The 18,781-nt window shown below is 47.4% G+C and carries 15 protein-coding genes, 3 tRNA genes and 2 rRNA genes; 13 read left to right on the top strand and 7 right to left on the bottom strand.

Annotated elements, in window-relative coordinates:
• Positions 1-40 precede the first annotated feature (40 nt).
• The 4 genes from trkA to def form a co-directional block, all read right to left on the bottom strand.
• Entirely contained in the window at positions 41-1,417 is a 1,377-nt protein-coding gene (gene trkA, locus FLM53_RS07810; protein ID WP_004739332.1) for a Trk system potassium transporter TrkA, read from the bottom strand.
• 109 nt (positions 1,418-1,526) lie between these two features.
• On the bottom strand, positions 1,527-2,807 hold the full coding sequence (rsmB, locus tag FLM53_RS07805) for a 16S rRNA (cytosine(967)-C(5))-methyltransferase RsmB (RefSeq protein WP_176680635.1): 1,281 nt from the start codon (positions 2,805-2,807) through the stop codon (positions 1,527-1,529).
• Between the two features lie 92 nt (positions 2,808-2,899).
• Positions 2,900-3,847: a methionyl-tRNA formyltransferase gene (gene fmt, locus FLM53_RS07800; protein ID WP_123326566.1), complete on the bottom strand. Its 948-nt coding sequence runs from the start codon at positions 3,845-3,847 to the stop codon at positions 2,900-2,902.
• Between the two features lie 37 nt (positions 3,848-3,884).
• Positions 3,885-4,397 (bottom strand): peptide deformylase, encoded by a 513-nt coding sequence (def, locus tag FLM53_RS07795; RefSeq protein WP_017058772.1) that lies wholly within the window; start codon positions 4,395-4,397, stop codon positions 3,885-3,887.
• A 140-nt stretch (positions 4,398-4,537) separates the two neighbouring features.
• On the opposite strand from def, the gene FLM53_RS07790 reads away from it, so the two are divergent.
• From FLM53_RS07790 to FLM53_RS07775, 4 genes are read left to right on the top strand one after another with little or no spacing between them, the layout of a single operon-like run.
• On the top strand, positions 4,538-5,629 hold the full coding sequence (locus tag FLM53_RS07790; RefSeq protein WP_176680634.1) for a LysM peptidoglycan-binding domain-containing protein: 1,092 nt from the start codon (positions 4,538-4,540) through the stop codon (positions 5,627-5,629).
• Positions 5,626-6,738 (top strand): DNA-processing protein DprA, encoded by a 1,113-nt coding sequence (dprA, locus tag FLM53_RS07785; RefSeq protein WP_176680633.1) that lies wholly within the window; start codon positions 5,626-5,628, stop codon positions 6,736-6,738. The genes FLM53_RS07790 and dprA overlap by 4 nt, the downstream gene beginning before the upstream one ends.
• Positions 6,739-6,741: 3 nt before the next feature.
• Positions 6,742-7,218, top strand: coding sequence for a DUF494 family protein (locus tag FLM53_RS07780; protein ID WP_048657837.1), 477 nt, complete (start codon positions 6,742-6,744; stop codon positions 7,216-7,218).
• Between the two features lie 12 nt (positions 7,219-7,230).
• Positions 7,231-7,800 carry a type I DNA topoisomerase gene (locus tag FLM53_RS07775; protein WP_176680632.1) on the top strand — a complete coding sequence of 190 codons (570 nt, stop codon included), beginning with the start codon at positions 7,231-7,233 and terminating at the stop codon, positions 7,798-7,800.
• Between the two features lie 104 nt (positions 7,801-7,904).
• Here FLM53_RS07775 and FLM53_RS07770 read toward each other — a convergent pair whose 3' ends face one another.
• On the bottom strand, positions 7,905-9,035 hold the full coding sequence (locus FLM53_RS07770; RefSeq protein ID WP_176680631.1) for a 5-(carboxyamino)imidazole ribonucleotide synthase: 1,131 nt from the start codon (positions 9,033-9,035) through the stop codon (positions 7,905-7,907).
• Between the two features lie 5 nt (positions 9,036-9,040).
• A complete protein-coding gene (gene purE, locus FLM53_RS07765; protein ID WP_017073863.1) occupies positions 9,041-9,526 on the bottom strand; it encodes a 5-(carboxyamino)imidazole ribonucleotide mutase in 486 nt (161 codons plus the stop codon).
• Between the two features lie 194 nt (positions 9,527-9,720).
• On the opposite strand from purE, the gene FLM53_RS07760 reads away from it, so the two are divergent.
• The 4 genes from FLM53_RS07760 (at position 9,721) to FLM53_RS07745 (ending at position 12,409) form a co-directional block, all read left to right on the top strand.
• Positions 9,721-10,278, top strand: a complete 558-nt coding sequence (locus FLM53_RS07760) for an L-threonylcarbamoyladenylate synthase (protein ID WP_176680630.1) — start codon at positions 9,721-9,723, stop codon at positions 10,276-10,278.
• Between the two features lie 19 nt (positions 10,279-10,297).
• On the top strand, positions 10,298-11,215 hold the full coding sequence (hemF, locus tag FLM53_RS07755) for an oxygen-dependent coproporphyrinogen oxidase (RefSeq protein ID WP_176680629.1): 918 nt from the start codon (positions 10,298-10,300) through the stop codon (positions 11,213-11,215).
• A 77-nt stretch (positions 11,216-11,292) separates the two neighbouring features.
• On the top strand, positions 11,293-12,123 hold the full coding sequence (gene aroE, locus FLM53_RS07750) for a shikimate dehydrogenase (RefSeq protein WP_176680628.1): 831 nt from the start codon (positions 11,293-11,295) through the stop codon (positions 12,121-12,123).
• Positions 12,124-12,139: 16 nt separating this feature from the next.
• A complete protein-coding gene (locus tag FLM53_RS07745; protein WP_176680627.1) occupies positions 12,140-12,409 on the top strand; it encodes a DUF1488 domain-containing protein in 270 nt (89 codons plus the stop codon).
• On the opposite strand, the gene FLM53_RS07740 is transcribed toward FLM53_RS07745, so the two are convergent.
• Positions 12,406-12,951, bottom strand: a complete 546-nt coding sequence (locus FLM53_RS07740) for a gamma carbonic anhydrase family protein (protein WP_176680626.1) — start codon at positions 12,949-12,951, stop codon at positions 12,406-12,408. The genes FLM53_RS07745 and FLM53_RS07740 overlap by 4 nt on opposite strands.
• A gap of 550 nt (positions 12,952-13,501) precedes the next feature.
• On the opposite strand from FLM53_RS07740, the gene FLM53_RS07735 reads away from it, so the two are divergent.
• The 5 genes from FLM53_RS07735 to FLM53_RS07715 all read left to right on the top strand — a co-directional run bounded on the left by FLM53_RS07735 (position 13,502) and on the right by FLM53_RS07715 (position 18,662).
• Positions 13,502-15,056, top strand: a 16S ribosomal RNA gene (locus FLM53_RS07735).
• Between the two features lie 89 nt (positions 15,057-15,145).
• A tRNA-Glu gene (locus tag FLM53_RS07730) sits at positions 15,146-15,221 on the top strand.
• Between the two features lie 2 nt (positions 15,222-15,223).
• A tRNA-Lys gene (locus FLM53_RS07725) sits at positions 15,224-15,299 on the top strand.
• Positions 15,300-15,331: 32 nt separating this feature from the next.
• Positions 15,332-15,407 (top strand) — tRNA-Val (locus FLM53_RS07720).
• Between the two features lie 363 nt (positions 15,408-15,770).
• A 23S ribosomal RNA gene (locus FLM53_RS07715) occupies positions 15,771-18,662 on the top strand.
• The 16S and 23S rRNA genes sit together here with 3 tRNA genes alongside, the layout of an rRNA operon.
• Positions 18,663-18,781 lie beyond the last annotated feature (119 nt).

Raw genomic sequence — 18,781 nt, 5'->3', positions numbered from 1 at the left:
CACATTAGAAGGTTGTGAGAAGAAGCTTGCGAGAACAAGGCTATAAGAAGAACGGGCTCGGTTGGAATAGAGACTCAACATCAGGTACGTATTTCTTGTCCACTAGGAACATCACTACGTGGTCATCCTGTTCGATCACGGTTCTATCGTGGGCGATCAGTACCTCTTCTCCGCGAACAATCGCACCAATTGTCGTGCCCGGTGGCAGTTTGATGTCGCCAATTGCTCGGCCAACGACTTTCGATGTCGTTTCGTCACCGTGAGCAATCGCTTCGATAGCCTCTGCAGCGCCGCGACGTAGTGAAGATACGTTTACAATATCAGCACGACGAACGTGAGTAAGCAGCGCAGAAATGGTCGCTTGTTGTGGAGAGATAGCAATATCAATCACACCACCCTGAACAAGGTCGACGTAAGCACCACGTTGAATCAGTACCATTACCTTCTTGGCACCCATGCGCTTAGCCAGCATCGCAGACATGATGTTGGTTTCATCTTCATTGGTTAGGGCGATGAACACATCAACCTGATCGATGTTTTCTTCGGTTAGCAGCTCTTGGTCTGCTGCATCACCACAGAATACTATGGTGTTTTCTAATTCTTCAGATAGCTTCTCGGCACGAGTGTAACTGCGCTCAATAAGCTTGATGCTGTAGCTCTGCTCAAGGCGTTTCGCCAAGCTTGCACCAATGTTACCGCCACCGACAATCATGATTCGGCGGTACGGTTTCTCTAGACGTTGCAGCTCACTCATTACTGAGCGGATATGGTTACTTGCCGCCACAAAGAACACTTCATCATCGGCTTCAATGATGGTGGTACCTTGTGGGCGAATAGGGCGACCTTGACGGAAGATAGCCGCAACACGAGTATCGATGTGTGGCATGTGCTCACGCAAAGCAGACAGGGCATTACCAACCAGTGGACCACCGTAGTAGGCTTTTACCGCCACTAGGCTTACTTTCTGTTCTGCAAAGCTTACTACTTGTAGTGCGCCTGGGTATTGAATCAAACGTTCGATGTAGCTGGTGACCAGTTCTTCCGGTGCGATCAGGTGATCGACAGGGATAGCACCAGATTTGAACAGCGCTTCTTTCTCTTCCAGATATTCTGGAGAACGAATACGGGCAATTCGGTTTGGCGTGTTGAAAAGAGAGAAGGCAACCTGACATGCGGCCATGTTGGTTTCATCCATGTTGGTTACGGCAACCAACATGTCGGCATCTTGTGCACCCGCTTCACGTAGTGTGTTCGGGTGGCTGGCATAGCCGTTTACAACCCTAAGGTCGTATTTGTCTTGAAGTTCACGCAGTCGGTCGGCATTACGGTCGACGATCGTGATGTCATTGTTTTCACCTACTAGGTTTTCAGCAAGGGTACCGCCTACTTGTCCAGCACCTAGGATAATGATCTTCATAGCCTTTCTCTTATTTTTGCCGTTGTAATTCTAGTGCGCGCATTTTGCTTCGATAATGCACTAGAAAGAAACAGCGGCTAAGAAATAAATTCTTAGCCGCTGTTAGTTGTTATGCCTGTTTTACTAGAACTGCGTAGTAGAAGCCATCCATATCTTCTTCACCAGGTAGTATTTGACGACCCGGATTTTTGATATCAGACCCAACTAGCGTTGCGTTTTCGGTACGCTCTAGGAAAGCTTTCACTTGCAGAACGTTCTCTTGCGGTGTGATAGAGCATGTCGCGTAAACCATGGTGCCGCCTTCTTTCAGCTGACGCCACATCGCATCCATGATCTCACTTTGCAGTTCCGCAAGTGCATCAATATCAGATGCACGACGTAGCCACTTGATGTCAGGGTGACGGCGGATTACACCGGTCGCTGAACAAGGCGCATCAAGTAGGATACGGTCGAATTTATCGCCCATCCACCACTCTTCAGGGTAGCGAGCATCGCCACAAATTACGTCGGCACGCAGTTGTAGGCGTTCAAGGTTATCGTAAACACGGTCTAGGCGTTTAATATCACAGTCAATGGCAACCACTTCAGTGTCGTTAGTGTGCTCAAGAATGTGTGCGGTTTTACCGCCTGGGGCTGCACAACAGTCTAGGATTAGCTCACCATCTTTTGGTGTTAGGTAATCTACAGAAAGCTGAGCCGCTGCGTCTTGTACTGATACCCAGCCTCTGTCGAAGCCCGGTAGTAAAGTCACATCGCAAGGTGCGGCCAATTTTATGGCATCCGCCGCTTCTGGGTGCAGTGTGTATTCAATGTTTTCGTTTTTAAGCAGTTCAACATACTGGTCACGCGTGTGGTGTTGGCGGTTTACGCGCAACCACATTGGTGCCTTGCTGTTGTTTGCTTCAACCAGTTGCTCCCATTGATCTGGGTAGCTCTCTTGAAGCATTTTTAGAATCCAGCTTGGGTGGCCGTATTTGCCCGCATTGTGGCTAACCGCTTTTTCATCTAGCTCTTCTTGGTCACGTAGGTAGCTACGTAATACCGCGTTGATCAAACCACTTAGGCTTGGACCGCGCAGTGTTTTAGTACCCTCAACCGTTTCAGCAACGGCAGCGTGCGAAGGAATACGCATGAAGCTCAGTTGGTAAATGCCCACCAAAATTAGGTGGTGGAATACACGCTTTTTACCTTTAAGCGGGTTTTCCATCAGTTCGTTAGCGATTGACTCTAAACGAGGCAGGTAACGAAGTGCGCCGTAGCAAATCTCTTGCAGTAGAGCGTGGTCTCGCGGGCGGATCGTTTTTTGGGCCGCTGGGAGAGCGTGTGAAAGAGAGTGGCCTTTATCGACAACTTGGAATAGGACATTTGCAGCAGCAGCGCGAACATTCATGAGGGGTACCGAATATTTATTTGAATACATGAGGGCATCTCTTCCCTCGTAAAGGTTTTCTAAGCTGCGCTTATGGCAAGCTTTAAAAGCGGTTAAGAAAGTTGAGTTCCAACTTCAAACCAGCTTGCACGAGAGTTCAAGATATCCTGAACTGACATGGCTTTTTTACCAGGCACTTGCAGCTGTTCAAGAACAAGTACACCTTGTCCTGTTGCTACGTAGATACCCGTTTTATCGGCTTGCAGAATAGTACCTGCAGGCTTATCCGAAGTTTGCTCTGCCACACGGCTTTGCCATACCTTGATGCTGTTTTCCGCAGCTTCAAAGTGGCTCATTGGCCATGGGTTGAAAGCACGAACGCAGCGCTCAATATGAGCCGCGTCATCACTCCAGTTGATACGCGCTTCTTCTTTACTTAGCTTCTTCGCGTAGTTAGCAAGTTCGTCGTCTTGCTTTTCAGCTACAGCTTTACCAGAAGCGATGTCAGACAAACACTCAACAAGCGCATCAGGGCCAAGGCCAGCTAGCTTTTCGTACATTGAAGCACTGGTATCTGTCGCTTCAATTGGTAGCGTTGCGATGCTTAGCATGTCACCCGTATCTAGGCCGATATCCATCTGCATGATCGTTACGCCTGTCTCTTTATCACCCGCCCAAATAGAGCGTTGGATAGGAGCAGCACCACGCCAGCGCGGTAGAATAGAGCCATGCACGTTGATACAACCTAAGCGAGGTGTATCTAAAACCACTTGTGGAAGCAATAAGCCGTACGCTACAACAACCATGATGTCAGCATTCAAATCTGCTAGCTCTTGCTTAGCTTCATCTGACTTGAAGTTTTCTGGTTGGTAAACCGGAATATTATTTTCAAGTGCGATGTTTTTTACTGGGCTCGCAGTCAGTTTTTTACCGCGGCCTGCTGGACGATCTGGCTGTGTGTAAACAGCAATAACTTCATGCTCCGAAGACAACAACGCCGCCAAGTGACGGGCGGCGAAATCCGGAGTACCTGCGAAGACAATTCTTAAAGACTGACTCAAGGTAGGCTTCCTTCTAATTTAGTAATAGCAGCGGTGATTAACCCTGTTTCTCGTTGAAACGCTTAATTTTCGCTAGCTTATCTTGGATACGTTTACGCTTTAGTGGCGATAGGTAATCAACAAACAACTTGCCTTCTAGGTGGTCAAGTTCGTGCTGAACACAGATAGCCAGAAGGTCATCAGCGTCGAATGTGAATTCGTTGCCGTCACGGTCTAATGCTTTTACCGTTACTTCTGCAGCGCGAGGTACTAGAGCTCGAGCGCCTGGTACAGATAGGCAGCCTTCTTCGATACCATCTTCGCCGCGTTTTTCAGTGATTTCAGGATTGATCAGAACCATAGGCTCATCACGCGTCTCTGAAATATCGATAACAACGATGCGTTGGTGGAAATCTACTTGCGTTGCCGCAAGGCCGATACCTTCTTCGTCGTACATGGTTTCAATCATGTCATCAACGAACTTTTGAATCTCTGGGGTAACTTCTTTTACCGGTTTCGCCACGGTACGTAGACGATCATCTGGTAATGTTAATACTTGTAATACAGACATATACACTCGAAATATTGAACTGTGCCGAAACAGCTTAAACCTTGTTGGCTCAATTCTAGACATTTTAGAGGTCAAATGACAGCATCCTGAAGGTAATTCTCCAATCAGATGTCATATATTCAGACCAAGGAACCTAGGTCATGCGTCATTTATTCCCTGCTTTATCTCTTATTTGTGCCTCGATTTCGTTCACCGCTACGGCGGGAAATAGTGAGCAACCTTTAACCATTAAACAGGGCGCACCCGAGGCGTATGTGGTGGTTAAGGGCGATACCTTATGGGATATTTCTGCGATGTATCTCGATAGCCCATGGTTGTGGCCAAGGTTATGGCAGGTAAACCCTGAGATAGAAAACCCCCATCTTATTTATCCCGGAGATAAACTGTCTTTGGTTTGGATTAATGGCGAGCCTGTATTGAGCCTCAAGCCTGTTATCAAGCTTAGTCCTAAGATTCGTGTCTCTGAGAAAAAAGCAGTACCTACCGTCAACGAGGGGCTGGTTCTGCCTTATTTACAGTCAGATCGCTTGGTAGAGCAGCAAGACATTCAATCGGCGCAACGAGTATTAGGGACCAGTGATGAAAAGAGATTCTTATCGGGTGCAGACCGGTTATTCATATCAGGTAACCAGCAGCATCAAAAGTGGGGAATCTACCGCGCCGTTGAAACCTACCAACGACAGCAACCTCAAGCGAGTATTACCTCGTTGCGTTTGGTCGCCACTGCGCGTTTAAAAGAGGTGGATGCTGAGTTCAGCAGCTTGCAGATAGACACTCAGCTGCAAGAGGTATTGCTGAACGACCTTGTGCTACCAGAACTTGGTGTTGATCAGGTGAAGCTCTCTACCACGTTTTATCCTGCACCTAGTGCGGTGGGTCAGTTTGCTAATATCTTGGGCTCATTAGATGGCAGCCAATACAGCGCGAAGAATCAGGTTGTAGTGATCAACAAAGGTTCACAGGATAACCTTCGTCAGGGTTCTATGTTTACCCTCAGCGAAAGCGGTGCGGTGGTGTTTGGTAAGCAAGGTGAATACAGTTATAAAGAGTCTGCGACGAGTGATAAGGTGCAATTGCCAAGTACCTCGCTGGGTAGCTTGATGGTCATTCGTCCTTATGAATATTTTAGCTTGGCCTTGATCACTCAGAGCTCTAAGCCTGTTAGCAATGACATTCTGGCAGTATCGCCTTTGGATCTTGCTTTGACGGAAGAGATTAAGGGCACCGAGTGAATGAGCAACAACTGAGTGCTTGGCTAACTCTAAGTTTTGTTCCGCAACTGGGTGGCAAACGCCTTTCTCGCCTGCTGAGTATCGATTCCCCTTCGAACATTGTTGGCTACTCAAGTCAGCAACTGCAAGCGATGGGTTTGTCAGCCAAGCAAATTTCTTATCTAAGAGAGCAAGCCCCAAGAGAAGTGGAGGCTTGTCTCGCATGGCAAGCAAAACAAACTAACCATCACATCATTACCCCGAATTGCTCACATTATCCCAAACTGCTCAATGAGATAGCTTCTGCGCCCAGTGTTCTTTTCGTTAAAGGACACGTTGAAAAGCTGATTGAACCTCAAATCGCCATGGTCGGCAGTCGCAATGCCAGTCTCGAAGGGCTGCAAACCGCGAAGTCCTTCGCCAAAGAGTTCGTCCAAAACGGTTTGATTGTCACCAGTGGCTTAGCGCTCGGTATTGATGGCTATGCTCATGATGGTGCTCTGGATAAGGGAGGAGAAACATTTGCAGTGTTGGGTTCTGGCTTGGATTCCATTTACCCAGCGCGGCACAGAAACTTAGCCGATAAAATCTGTGAAAATGGTGCGCTGATTTCAGAGTTTCGACCAAGCGCTAAACCAAGACCTGAACATTTCCCCCGTCGTAATCGTATTATTAGTGGCTTGTCGCTCGGAACCTTGGTGGTGGAAGCGGCTAAGAAGAGTGGTTCTTTGATTACGGCTCGCTATGCCATGGAGCAAGGACGAGAGGTGTTTGCGCTGCCCGGTTCCATTCATAGCCCAACCAGTCGCGGAGGTAACAGCCTCATTAAAGCTGGAGCATGTTTAGTGCAAAATGCTCAAGATGTTCTGATTGAAATAAAGAGTCTGTTAGACTGGTCTATAGATCAGCAGCCCAGCTTTTTCGAGCCTACGCCGAATGAGGGTGAAAATGAGCAATTGCCATTTCCACAGCTGTTAGCTAACGTAGGATTAGAGGCGACACCCGTTGATATTTTGGCACAGAGAACCCATATACCTGTGCATGAGGTCATGATGCAGCTTTTAGAGCTTGAGCTCTCAGGGCATGTTGTTGCAGTTTCCGGTGGCTATATTCGAAAGGGGAGAGGCTAAGCTATGATGATGGACATACTGATGTACTTGTTTGAAACCTACATCCATAGCGATTCTGAATTGCAGGTGGATCAAGACGAACTTGAAGATGAGCTTCTTCGAGCAGGGTTTCACCAAGACGATATTTATAAGGCCCTCCATTGGTTAGAAGATCTTGCGGCACTTCAAGATACCGACAACCAAGCGGCGATTACTATGTGCTCCAATACCTCGATGCGTGTTTACACCAGTCGAGAGGTATCGCGTATTAATATGGAGTGTCGAGGTTTCTTACTGTTCCTAGAGCAGATCAACGTGCTCACGACAGAGATTCGTGAAATGGTGATTGATCGTGTGATGGGGCTAGAGACTAACGAATTTGAATTGGATGACCTGAAATGGATTATCTTAATGGTGCTATTCAATGTACCGGGTAATGAAAGTGCTTACACGCAAATGGAAGAGCTGTTGTACACCAAAGAGCAAGGTATCTTGCATTAATACAGGCTTGTCATGAGTAGTAAGATTGATAATCAGCTTTTTTCAGCACATGAACATGCGTTAGAGCATGAACCATGTCCACAGTGTGGTGGGGAGCTTCAGCTTCGCCATGGTAAGCACGGCCCATTTTTGGGCTGTAAGCAGTATCCGAGCTGTGATTACATCAAACCTCTCCATCAAAATGATGGTCATGTGGTGAAAGAGCTGGGTGTACCGTGTCCTAAATGCCAAAACGAATTGGTACTAAGACAAGGTCGTTTTGGGATGTTTATTGGTTGTAGCAACTATCCAGAGTGTAATCACATCGAATCTTTGGACCAACCAAAAGAACAACCTGAAGAGCAGCCGCTGATTGCATGCCCTGAGTGTGGTAGAGGCCACTTGGTTGAGCGTAAATCTCGCTATGGCAAAACCTTCTATGCGTGTGATAACTACCCTAAGTGTAAGTTTGCCGTTAATCAGCCTCCTGTTATTGGTCGCTGTGAAGAGTGCCAGTTTCCGCTGTTGATGGAGAAGAAAACAGCTAGTGGAACCAAGAAGCAATGCGCTGATCGCAAGTGTCATCACATTCAATCTCAGTAGTCATGCTAATAACAGTAAGTGAATGACCAGAAAAAAACGGCGCTCAATGAGCGCCGTTTCTACATCCAATAAACTTTTTATATCAATCAACCAATGTTGTAGGCTTACTTCATCTGCTCAGCAAACTCATGCACAGCAGGGTAGGCTTGCTTATCAAGAATATCAGCCAATGAGCACAACGCTCTTTGCAGTTCTGCGTTGTAGTCAGCGCTCACGTTAATGTGGCCCATCTTACGACCAGCACGTTTCTCTTTGCCATACCAATGAACATGACAGCCACCTTGAGCCAGAATAGCTTCAGGTAGGGTATCTTCACCAAGAATGTTGATCATTGCGGTTGGACGAATCAGCTTAGTGCTGCCTAGTGGCATCCCACACACAGCACGCAGATGGTTCTCAAACTGACAAGTTTCAGCGCCTTGTTGCGTCCAGTGGCCAGAGTTATGAACACGTGGTGCTAGCTCGTTAACCAGCAGTGAACCTTGAACGTCAAAGAACTCAAGTGCTAGCACGCCAACGTAATCTAAGCGTTCTGCAATTGCGGTGAACATGGTTTTCGCTTGCTCTTGCAGTTCAATGTCATCAATCGCTGTCGATAAGCTCAACACGCCGTTGGTGTGAACATTCTCAGCCAATGGGTACACTTGAATCTCGCCATTGGTACCGCGAGCACCAACCAGTGATACTTCTCGGTCAAACGGAACGAACTCTTCAGCCACAATGGCTTGATTGTCTGTCTCTGCAATGCACTCGGCCATTTCTGCCCAAGTCGCGTCAACATTGTCTAGTGTCTTTAAGCGCCACTGGCCCTTGCCATCGTAGCCGCCAAGGGTGCTCTTCAGTACCATTGGTAAGCCAACGTGAGCGATCGCAGCGTCAAAGTCTTCGCGAGAGTTAATCACATAGTACTTAGCGTTTTTCACGTTCGCTTCGTCTAACAGCGCTTTTTCAAGACGACGGTCACCGCCAGCTTTGATTGCTTCAGTAGTCGGTAAGAACTTACCGCTGCGCTCACATATCTCAAGTACATCGTGGGGGATATGTTCGAACTCAGCAGTAATGACGTCCGCGCGCTCAATCGCATTTTCTAAGCCGTTGCCTAGAATCGCTTGCGTTAATGGATGAACAATATTTTTGCTGCCAACATCAAAAGCAGAAATTTCAATATTCAGCGGTGCCCCAGCTAGGGACATCATGCGAGCAAGTTGGCCCGCGCCTAACACAAGAACATGCATGGGAATTAGTCCTCTGCAGGGTTTGGATTAGCAAGTACCGTTTCTGTTTGCTCAGAGCGGAACGCTTCTACTTTTGCCATCACATCTTCATTGTGTGTACCAATGATTTGTGCCGCTAGGATGCCAGCGTTCGCTGCACCAGCTTCACCGATAGCTAGAGTACCTACCGCGATGCCTTTTGGCATTTGCACGATAGAAAGTAGAGAGTCCATGCCTTTCAATGCTTTAGATTGAACTGGAACACCAAGAACAGGTACGCTTGTGAAAGCAGCCGCCATGCCAGGTAGGTGTGCAGCACCGCCTGCGCCAGCAATAATCACTTTAATACCGCGCTCTTTCGCACTGGTTGCGTAGTCTGCTAGCAACTGAGGTGTGCGGTGAGCAGAAACCACTTTTGTTTCGTACGCCACGCCAAACTGATCCAACATTTCTGCAGCTAGCTTCATTGTTGGCCAATCAGATTTAGAACCCATGATAATACCGACAGTCATCTCAAACTCCTTCAGGTACGATTTAATTAGTGATTAGATATTTTGCGCGCATTATACGGGTAAAATTGCTCAAGGAAAACGTTTGCGTCAGTCTAAGTTGTTAATTGATACATTTTATAAACAAATAGCTTTAGTCACAGTGAGTGATAATTTGTACACTTAGTGAGTTAGATAACTGAATTAATGAGGCACCCGTGGATAACTTTCAACATACATTGCAGGCATTACAACAAGGTGAAGTTATTGCTTACCCGACCGAGGGCGTTTTTGGGGTTGGTTGTGATCCAGATAATCCACAAGCCATCAAGAAATTACTCGAGTTAAAACAGCGCCCGGTTGAAAAAGGCTTGATCTTAATTGCGGCAAGTTATGAGCAGTTGCTTCCTTATATTGATGAGAGCCAATTAACCTATGACCAATTAGCGGCGGTTAAAGCGACATGGCCGGGTCCGGTCACTTGGGTTATGCCAACCAGCAGTAAAGTAACGGATTGGGTCAGCGGTCAATTTGATTCGATCGCGGTACGAGTGACGGATCACCCTTTGGTTCAAAGAATGTGTAATGAATTCGGTAAGCCGTTAACCTCTACCAGTGCCAACCTTACGGGTGAACCGCCTTGTATGACGACTGAAGAAGTCCAACAGCAACTGGGTCAGCACTTGGTCGCGATTCTAGAAGGTCAAACGGGTGGTCGCGTGAAGCCTAGCGAAATTAGAGATGCAAAAACGTCGAAAATATTAAGACAGGGTTAAACCCTGCAAAGGAAAGTAAATGTCAGCAATTGATAAAGAAGCAGTAAAGCAGTTTTTACTGAGCCTACAAGATTCGATTTGCCAACAGCTTGAGCAAGCTGATGGTAGCGCGTTGTTTGAAGAAGACGCATGGGAGCGCGAACCTGGCGAACGCCTCGGTGGTGGTGGTCGTACTCGTGTGATGACCAACGGTGCGGTCTTTGAGCAAGGTGGTGTTAACTTTTCTCACGTTGCAGGTAAGGCAATGCCGGCTTCAGCAACCGCTCATCGCCCTGAATTAGCCGGACGTAAGTTTGAAGCGATGGGTGTATCGTTAGTTATTCACCCAAAAAACCCTTATATCCCAACCTCACACGCCAACGTACGATTCTTTATTGCCGAAAAGGAAGGGGAAGCCCCTATCTGGTGGTTTGGTGGTGGTTTTGATTTAACGCCATTCTATCCAGTAGATGAAGATTGCCAGTCTTGGCATCAAACCGCTAAAGATCTGTGCGCATCATTTGGTGATGATGTTTACCAAGAACACAAAGAATGGTGTGATAAGTATTTCTACTTGCCCCACCGTGATGAAACGCGCGGTGTTGGTGGTCTGTTCTTTGATGACTTAAATGAGTGGGGTTTCGATAAGAGTTTTGCTTACATGCAGGCGGTCGGTGAAGGTTTTGCTGCGGCGTACTTGCCTATTGTCGAGCGTCGCAAAGAGACATCTTATGGCGAACGTGAGCGTGACTTCCAACTATACCGTCGTGGCCGCTATGTTGAATTTAACCTAGTGTATGACCGTGGCACCCTATTTGGTCTACAAAGCGGTGGTCGCACAGAGTCTATCTTGATGTCTATGCCACCATTGGCTCGTTGGGAATACCGTTATGAACCACAAGCCGGGTCGCCAGAAGCTCTTCTTTATAGTGACTACCTAAAACCGCGAGTTTGGTAGTTCTTCCTTCCTTATAGGGATAGTGATAGGGTCATCTATATAGATGACCCTTTTTATTATTTCTGTTAGGTAAGGATATGACACAGCAAGTAGATCGTTATGCCGTTTTCGGTAACCCTATTGGGCAAAGCAAATCGCCATTCATTCACACGTTATTTGCTCGCCAAACCAATCAACAACTTACCTATACAGCACTGCAGCCAGAACATGGCCAATTCATTACCGCGGCTAAAGTTTTTTTTAGTGAAGGTGGTAGAGGGTGTAATGTCACTGCGCCATTTAAAGAAGACGCTTATCAGTTTGCTAATCGCCTAACGGAAAGGGCTCAATTAGCTGGCGCCGTTAATACATTGAAGAAGTTAGATGACGGAGAGATCATTGGTGATAACACTGATGGTGAGGGCCTCGTTCAGGACTTGCTTCAGCATCAAGTGGTATTAGAGGGATCTCGAGTCCTCTTGCTAGGTGCTGGTGGCGCTGCAAGAGGAGTGATTCAGCCTCTTCTTGATCAAAAACCACAACAATTAGTGGTTGCTAATCGAACCAGTTCCAAAGCTGAACTCCTAGCTGAGATGTTTTCTTCAAACGGCAATATCAAAGGAATGGGACTAAGTGATGTGAATGAAGGCTTTGATGTCATCATTAACTCTACGTCATCAGGCCTAAGTGGCCAGCTCCCTGAAGTGTCCGATGTCATCTTTAATACAAACAGCGCCGTCTATGACATGGTCTACGGATCTGGAACAACGCTATTTAATCAGTGGGCATTAGATAATGGTGTTCATGCTGCTTATGATGGTTTAGGTATGTTGGTGGGTCAGGCTGCAGAGAGCTTCATGTTATGGCGTGGTCTTCGTCCGGGAACTAAGCAGATCTTAAGAGAATTACGTAGAAATCTAGAGATGTAACAAGGTACTTATAAAAATGAATCAATCAATCTTATTCCCTGACATCCAAGATTGGGATGAAGAAAGTCAGTCTATTGTTTTCCCAGCACAGCAGTCTGGTGCGTTGATCAAATGTGCTGTGTCTGTTGAAGAGTTGTCTCGATTGTCTGGTAAAGATATAGAAGAAGGTGAACAAGCGTTGACTGTATTTTCTGAGCTTCGGTTTGATATTGAAGAATTAGCAGAAGAGCTAATAGAAGAAGAGGAGTATGACTCCTCTAATCGAATTCAGATCAAAGCGCTTTAAACAGGAAGCACAGAGTCTAGATAGTCATTTTTATTCTGAACATAGTTGTCAGCCGACTTCTGTAAGAAAGCACGTTCTTTATCATTTAATAGGCGTGCTTGCTTAACGGGGCTTCCTACATATAGGTAACCGCTCTCAAGTACCTTGTTAGGTGGAACCAAGCTTCCCGCACCAATCATCACTTCTTGTTCGATAACCACACCATCCAGCACAATAGCTCCCATACCGACGAGTACGCGATCCTTAATAGTGCAGCCATGCAGCATTACTTTATGACCGATAGTGACATCATTACCTATTAATAGAGGAAAACCCTCAGGGTTTTCAGCATTCTTGTGGGTAACATGCAGAACGCTACCATCTTGGATATTGGTTCTATCGCCTATATGTATGTGGTTCACATCTCCTCGAGCTGCAACCAAAGGCCATACACTAGAGTCATCCCCGATTTTGATATCTCCAACCAGTACCGAAGTTGTATCTATATAGACATCTTGCCCAATCTGAGGTGATATACCTTTGTAACTGCGTATTGAACTCATAAATCCTCCTTTATATAGGCACCTTAAGCCCTTAATTAAGGGGAATACTAGTGAAAATGGGGTGTTTTGAACAAAAAACGCTCGAACAATCAAAAAAGTAAGAAAAACTTCAAAAAGGGCTTGCCAGTGTGATCGAAATCTCTATAATGCCACCTCGCTGACACGGGATGACTTCTTAGGAAACCAAAACGAATAAGCAGGTCAAATTAGCCAAGCTAAGCGCTTGAAAAAAGTTTTGAAAATAGTGGTTGACACTAAAACTTAAATCGCTAAAATGGCCGTCCGATTTGAGCGAAGCTCAAAAAGGAAAAGCTCTTTAACAATTTAAACCTATCAATCTGTGTGGGCACTCATTGATGAATATCAAAACGTTATTACTTAGGTAATAGCAGTTACTTCGGTAACACAATGATTTCAATGAACTGAGTGACCAATACAAATAACCTCGGTTATTTGGCACAGTCAATTCATTATCATTCTGTTGGAATGGTAATAGCTTTAAAATTACACAGTAGTTTTGAAGTCAGTATTCGTTGAGTCACAAAATCTTAAATTGAAGAGTTTGATCATGGCTCAGATTGAACGCTGGCGGCAGGCCTAACACATGCAAGTCGAGCGGAAACGACACTAACAATCCTTCGGGTGCGTTAATGGGCGTCGAGCGGCGGACGGGTGAGTAATGCCTAGGAAATTGCCTTGATGTGGGGGATAACCATTGGAAACGATGGCTAATACCGCATAATGCCTACGGGCCAAAGAGGGGGACCTTCGGGCCTCTCGCGTCAAGATATGCCTAGGTGGGATTAGCTAGTTGGTGAGGTAATGGCTCACCAAGGCGACGATCCCTAGCTGGTCTGAGAGGATGATCAGCCACACTGGAACTGAGACACGGTCCAGACTCCTACGGGAGGCAGCAGTGGGGAATATTGCACAATGGGCGAAAGCCTGATGCAGCCATGCCGCGTGTATGAAGAAGGCCTTCGGGTTGTAAAGTACTTTCAGTTGTGAGGAAGGGGGTAGTGTTAATAGCGCTATCTCTTGACGTTAGCAACAGAAGAAGCACCGGCTAACTCCGTGCCAGCAGCCGCGGTAATACGGAGGGTGCGAGCGTTAATCGGAATTACTGGGCGTAAAGCGCATGCAGGTGGTTCATTAAGTCAGATGTGAAAGCCCGGGGCTCAACCTCGGAACTGCATTTGAAACTGGTGAACTAGAGTACTGTAGAGGGGGGTAGAATTTCAGGTGTAGCGGTGAAATGCGTAGAGATCTGAAGGAATACCAGTGGCGAAGGCGGCCCCCTGGACAGATACTGACACTCAGATGCGAAAGCGTGGGGAGCAAACAGGATTAGATACCCTGGTAGTCCACGCCGTAAACGATGTCTACTTGGAGGTTGTGGCCTTGAGCCGTGGCTTTCGGAGCTAACGCGTTAAGTAGACCGCCTGGGGAGTACGGTCGCAAGATTAAAACTCAAATGAATTGACGGGGGCCCGCACAAGCGGTGGAGCATGTGGTTTAATTCGATGCAACGCGAAGAACCTTACCTACTCTTGACATCCAGAGAAGCCAGCGGAGACGCAGGTGTGCCTTCGGGAGCTCTGAGACAGGTGCTGCATGGCTGTCGTCAGCTCGTGTTGTGAAATGTTGGGTTAAGTCCCGCAACGAGCGCAACCCTTATCCTTGTTTGCCAGCGAGTAATGTCGGGAACTCCAGGGAGACTGCCGGTGATAAACCGGAGGAAGGTGGGGACGACGTCAAGTCATCATGGCCCTTACGAGTAGGGCTACACACGTGCTACAATGGCGCATACAGAGGGCAGCAAGCTAGCGATAGTGAGCGAATCCCAAAAAGTGCGTCGTAGTCCGGATTGGAGTCTGCAACTCGACTCCATGAAGTCGGAATCGCTAGTAATCGTAGATCAGAATGCTACGGTGAATACGTTCCCGGGCCTTGTACACACCGCCCGTCACACCATGGGAGTGGGCTGCAAAAGAAGTGGGTAGTTTAACCTTTCGGGGAGGACGCTCACCACTTTGTGGTTCATGACTGGGGTGAAGTCGTAACAAGGTAGCCCTAGGGGAACCTGGGGCTGGATCACCTCCTTATACGAAGATACTCACGATAAGTGTCCACACAGATTGATTAGGTTTAGAAAGTAAAAGAGACGAAGAACTCCCAAGTTCTTCAATCCAGTGTCCCGTTCGTCTAGAGGCCTAGGACACCGCCCTTTCACGGCGGTAACAGGGGTTCGACTCCCCTACGGGATACCATTGGGTCGTTAGCTCAGTTGGTAGAGCAGTTGACTTTTAATCAATTGGTCGCAGGTTCGAATCCTGCACGACCCACCATTCTTTCTCCGCGAAGGAATTAAAACTATCGTGGGCGATTAGCTCAGTTGGGAGAGCACCTGCCTTACAAGCAGGGGGTCACTGGTTCGAGCCCGGTATCGCCCACCATTCTCTAAATATTCTTGGAAGTTAAAACTCCAAACCACTTCTTATGTCGCTGGTTGGATTTTTCGACTGTGAGAGTCTTTAGAAAATGTGAATTTTAGAACACTGGTTCTTAAAGTCTCATGCTCTTTAACAATTTGGAAAGCTGACTGATTGATTTACTTACGAGTAATTCAATCAAATTTAAAAGTTCTCAATGTTTACCTTTAAGGTAAACACAACAAACACATTCAAGTGTCTTGTATTCGATTCAAACTTGTTTGAATCACATTGAGTCCGGCAAACAGTCATTAAGAATTAACCCTTCTTAATGACAACCAAAAACCTTGGTTAGTTGCCATACACTAAGACCCTTTCGGGTTGTATGGTTAAGTGACTAAGCGTACACGGTGGATGCCTTGGCAGTCAGAGGCGATGAAAGGCGTAATAACTTGCGATAAGCCCAGATTAGGTAGTAATAACCTTTAAGTCTGGGATTCCTGAATGGGGAAACCCACTTACATAAGTAAGTATCCTGTTGTGAATACATAGCAACAGGAGGCAAACCGGGGGAACTGAAACATCTAAGTACCCCGAGGAAGAGAAATCAACCGAGATTCCGAAAGTAGCGGCGAGCGAAATTGGATTAGCCCTTAAGCTTTTAATGAGACAGATGAAGGCTCTGGAAAGTGCCGCAGTAAAGGGTGATAGCCCCGTAATCGACATCTCATCATCAGTGAAAACGAGTAGGGCGGGACACGTGATATCCTGTCTGAATATGGGGGGACCATCCTCCAAGGCTAAATACTACTGACTGACCGATAGTGAACCAGTACCGTGAGGGAAAGGCGAAAAGAACCCCTGTGAGGGGAGTGAAATAGAACCTGAAACCGTGTACGTACAAGCAGTAGGAGCACCTTCGTGGTGTGACTGCGTACCTTTTGTATAATGGGTCAGCGACTTAATTTTAGTAGCAAGGTTAACCGTTTAGGGGAGCCGTAGGGAAACCGAGTCTTAACTGGGCGTACAGTTGCTAGGATTAGACCCGAAACCAGGTGATCTAGCCATGGGCAGGTTGAAGGTTGAGTAACATCAACTGGAGGACCGAACCGACTAATGTTGAAAAATTAGCGGATGACTTGTGGCTAGGGGTGAAAGGCCAATCAAACCTGGAGATAGCTGGTTCTCCCCGAAAGCTATTTAGGTAGCGCCTCGGACGAATACTACTGGGGGTAGAGCACTGTTAAGGCTAGGGGGTCATCCCGACTTACCAACCCTTTGCAAACTCCGAATACCAGTAAGTACTATCCGGGAGACACACGGCGGGTGCTAACGTCCGTCGTGGAGAGGGAAACAACCCAGACCGCCAGCTAAGGTCCCAAAGTATAGCTAAGTGGGAAACGATGTGGGAAGGCTCAGACAGCCAGGATGTTGGCTTAGAAGCAGCCATCATTTAAAGAAAGCGTAATAGCTCACTGGTCGAGTCGGCCTGCGCGGAAGATGTAACGGGGCTAAGCTATACACCGAAGCTGCGGCTACGTACCTTAGGGTATGTGGGGTAGGGGAGCGTTCTGTAAGCCGTTGAAGGTGGTCTGTAAGGGCTGCTGGAGGTATCAGAAGTGCGAATGCTGACATGAGTAACGATAAAGGGAGTGAAAAACTCCCTCGCCGGAAGACCAAGGGTTCCTGTCCAACGTTAATCGGGGCAGGGTAAGTCGACTCCTAAGGCGAGGCCGAAAGGCGTAGTCGATGGGAAACGGGTTAATATTCCCGTACTTCTTACAATTGCGATGGGGGGACGGAGAAGGCTAGGTGGGCCTGGCGACGGTTGTCCAGGTTCAAGTATGTAGGCGGAAAGTTTAGGTAAATCCGGACTTTCTTAACGCTGAGATACGATGTCGAGCTACTACGGTAGTGAAGTCATTGATGCCATGCTTCCAGGAAAAGCCTCTAAGCTTCAGATTGTAAGGAATCGTACCCCAAACCGACACAGGTGGTCGGGTAGAGAATACCAAGGCGCTTGAGAGAACTCGGGTGAAGGAACTAGGCAAAATGGTACCGTAACTTCGGGAGAAGGTACGCTCTTATCAGTGAAGTCCCTTGCGGATGGAGCAGACGAGAGTCGCAGATACCAGGTGGCTGCAACTGTTTATTAAAAACACAGCACTGTGCAAAATCGTAAGATGACGTATACGGTGTGACGCCTGCCCGGTGCCGGAAGGTTAATTGATGGGGTTAGACTTCGGTCGAAGCTCTTGATCGAAGCCCCGGTAAACGGCGGCCGTAACTATAACGGTCCTAAGGTAGCGAAATTCCTTGTCGGGTAAGTTCCGACCTGCACGAATGGCGTAATGATGGCCACGCTGTCTCCACCCGAGACTCAGTGAAATTGAAATCGCTGTGAAGATGCAGTGTACCCGCGGCTAGACGGAAAGACCCCGTGAACCTTTACTACAGCTTGGCACTGAACATTGAACCTACATGTGTAGGATAGGTGGGAGACTTTGAAACCGCGTCGCTAGATGTGGTGGAGTCGTCCTTGAAATACCACCCTTGTAGTTTTGATGTTCTAACGTTGGTCCCTGAATCGGGATTACGGACAGTGCCTGGTGGGTAGTTTGACTGGGGCGGTCTCCTCCCAAAGAGTAACGGAGGAGCACGAAGGTGGGCTAAACACGGTTGGACATCGTGTGGTTAGTGCAATGGCATAAGCCCGCTTGACTGCGAGAATGACAATTCGAGCAGGTGCGAAAGCAGGTCATAGTGATCCGGTGGTTCTGAATGGAAGGGCCATCGCTCAACGGATAAAAGGTACTCCGGGGATAACAGGCTGATACCGCCCAAGAGTTCATATCGACGGCGGTGTTTGGCACCTCGATGTCGGCTCATCACATCCTGGGGCTGAAGTCGGTCCCAAGGGTATGGCTGTTCGCCATTTAAAGTGGTACGCGAGCTGGGTTTAGAACGTCGTGAGACAGTTCGGTCCCTATCTGCCGTGGGCGTTGGAAAATTGAAGGGGGCTGCTCCTAGTACGAGAGGACCGGAGTGGACGAACCTCTGGTGTTCGGGTTGTCATGCCAATGGCATTGCCCGGTAGCTAAGTTCGGAATCGATAACCGCTGAAAGCATCTAAGCGGGAAGCGAGCCCTGAGATGAGTTTTCCCTGACGCTATAAGCGTCCTTAAGGGTTGTTCAAGACTAGAACGTTGATAGGCAGGGTGTGTAAGTGCTGCGAGGCATTGAGCTAACCTGTACTAATTGCCCGTGAGGCTTAACCATACAACACCCAAGGGGTTTTGTGGACTCAAAGACAGACCTTGAATGAGTTTGAAGAGACTTTTAAATTACAGTTTTCCAGATTATTTTGCCTTCAGTTTTTAAAAAAAGCTGAAAGTAAA

It is taken from the genome of Vibrio sp. Scap24, assembly GCF_013394185.1.
Lineage (GTDB): Bacteria > Pseudomonadota > Gammaproteobacteria > Enterobacterales > Vibrionaceae > Vibrio > Vibrio pomeroyi.
The sequence above is the reverse complement of the archived record's forward strand: the minus strand, read 5'-3'. Positions and strand labels throughout refer to the sequence as shown.

Bases quoted from the DNA above. Each gene is read 5' to 3' on its own strand.
- FLM53_RS07770 (WP_176680631.1), bottom strand. From the start codon at position 9,035: ATGCATGTTCTTGTGTTAGGCGCGGGCCAACTTGCTCGCATGATGTCC.
- purE (WP_017073863.1), bottom strand. From the start codon at position 9,526: ATGACTGTCGGTATTATCATGGGTTCTAAATCTGATTGGCCAACAATG.
- FLM53_RS07745 (WP_176680627.1), top strand. From the start codon at position 12,140: ATGAATCAATCAATCTTATTCCCTGACATCCAAGATTGGGATGAAGAA.
- aroE (WP_176680628.1), top strand. From the start codon at position 11,293: ATGACACAGCAAGTAGATCGTTATGCCGTTTTCGGTAACCCTATTGGG.
- FLM53_RS07740 (WP_176680626.1), bottom strand. From the start codon at position 12,951: ATGAGTTCAATACGCAGTTACAAAGGTATATCACCTCAGATTGGGCAA.
- trkA (WP_004739332.1), bottom strand. From the start codon at position 1,417: ATGAAGATCATTATCCTAGGTGCTGGACAAGTAGGCGGTACCCTTGCT.
- FLM53_RS07780 (WP_048657837.1), top strand. From the start codon at position 6,742: ATGATGATGGACATACTGATGTACTTGTTTGAAACCTACATCCATAGC.
- def (WP_017058772.1), bottom strand. From the start codon at position 4,397: ATGTCTGTATTACAAGTATTAACATTACCAGATGATCGTCTACGTACC.
- hemF (WP_176680629.1), top strand. From the start codon at position 10,298: ATGTCAGCAATTGATAAAGAAGCAGTAAAGCAGTTTTTACTGAGCCTA.
- FLM53_RS07790 (WP_176680634.1), top strand. From the start codon at position 4,538: ATGCGTCATTTATTCCCTGCTTTATCTCTTATTTGTGCCTCGATTTCG.
- FLM53_RS07775 (WP_176680632.1), top strand. From the start codon at position 7,231: ATGAGTAGTAAGATTGATAATCAGCTTTTTTCAGCACATGAACATGCG.
- rsmB (WP_176680635.1), bottom strand. From the start codon at position 2,807: ATGAATGTTCGCGCTGCTGCTGCAAATGTCCTATTCCAAGTTGTCGAT.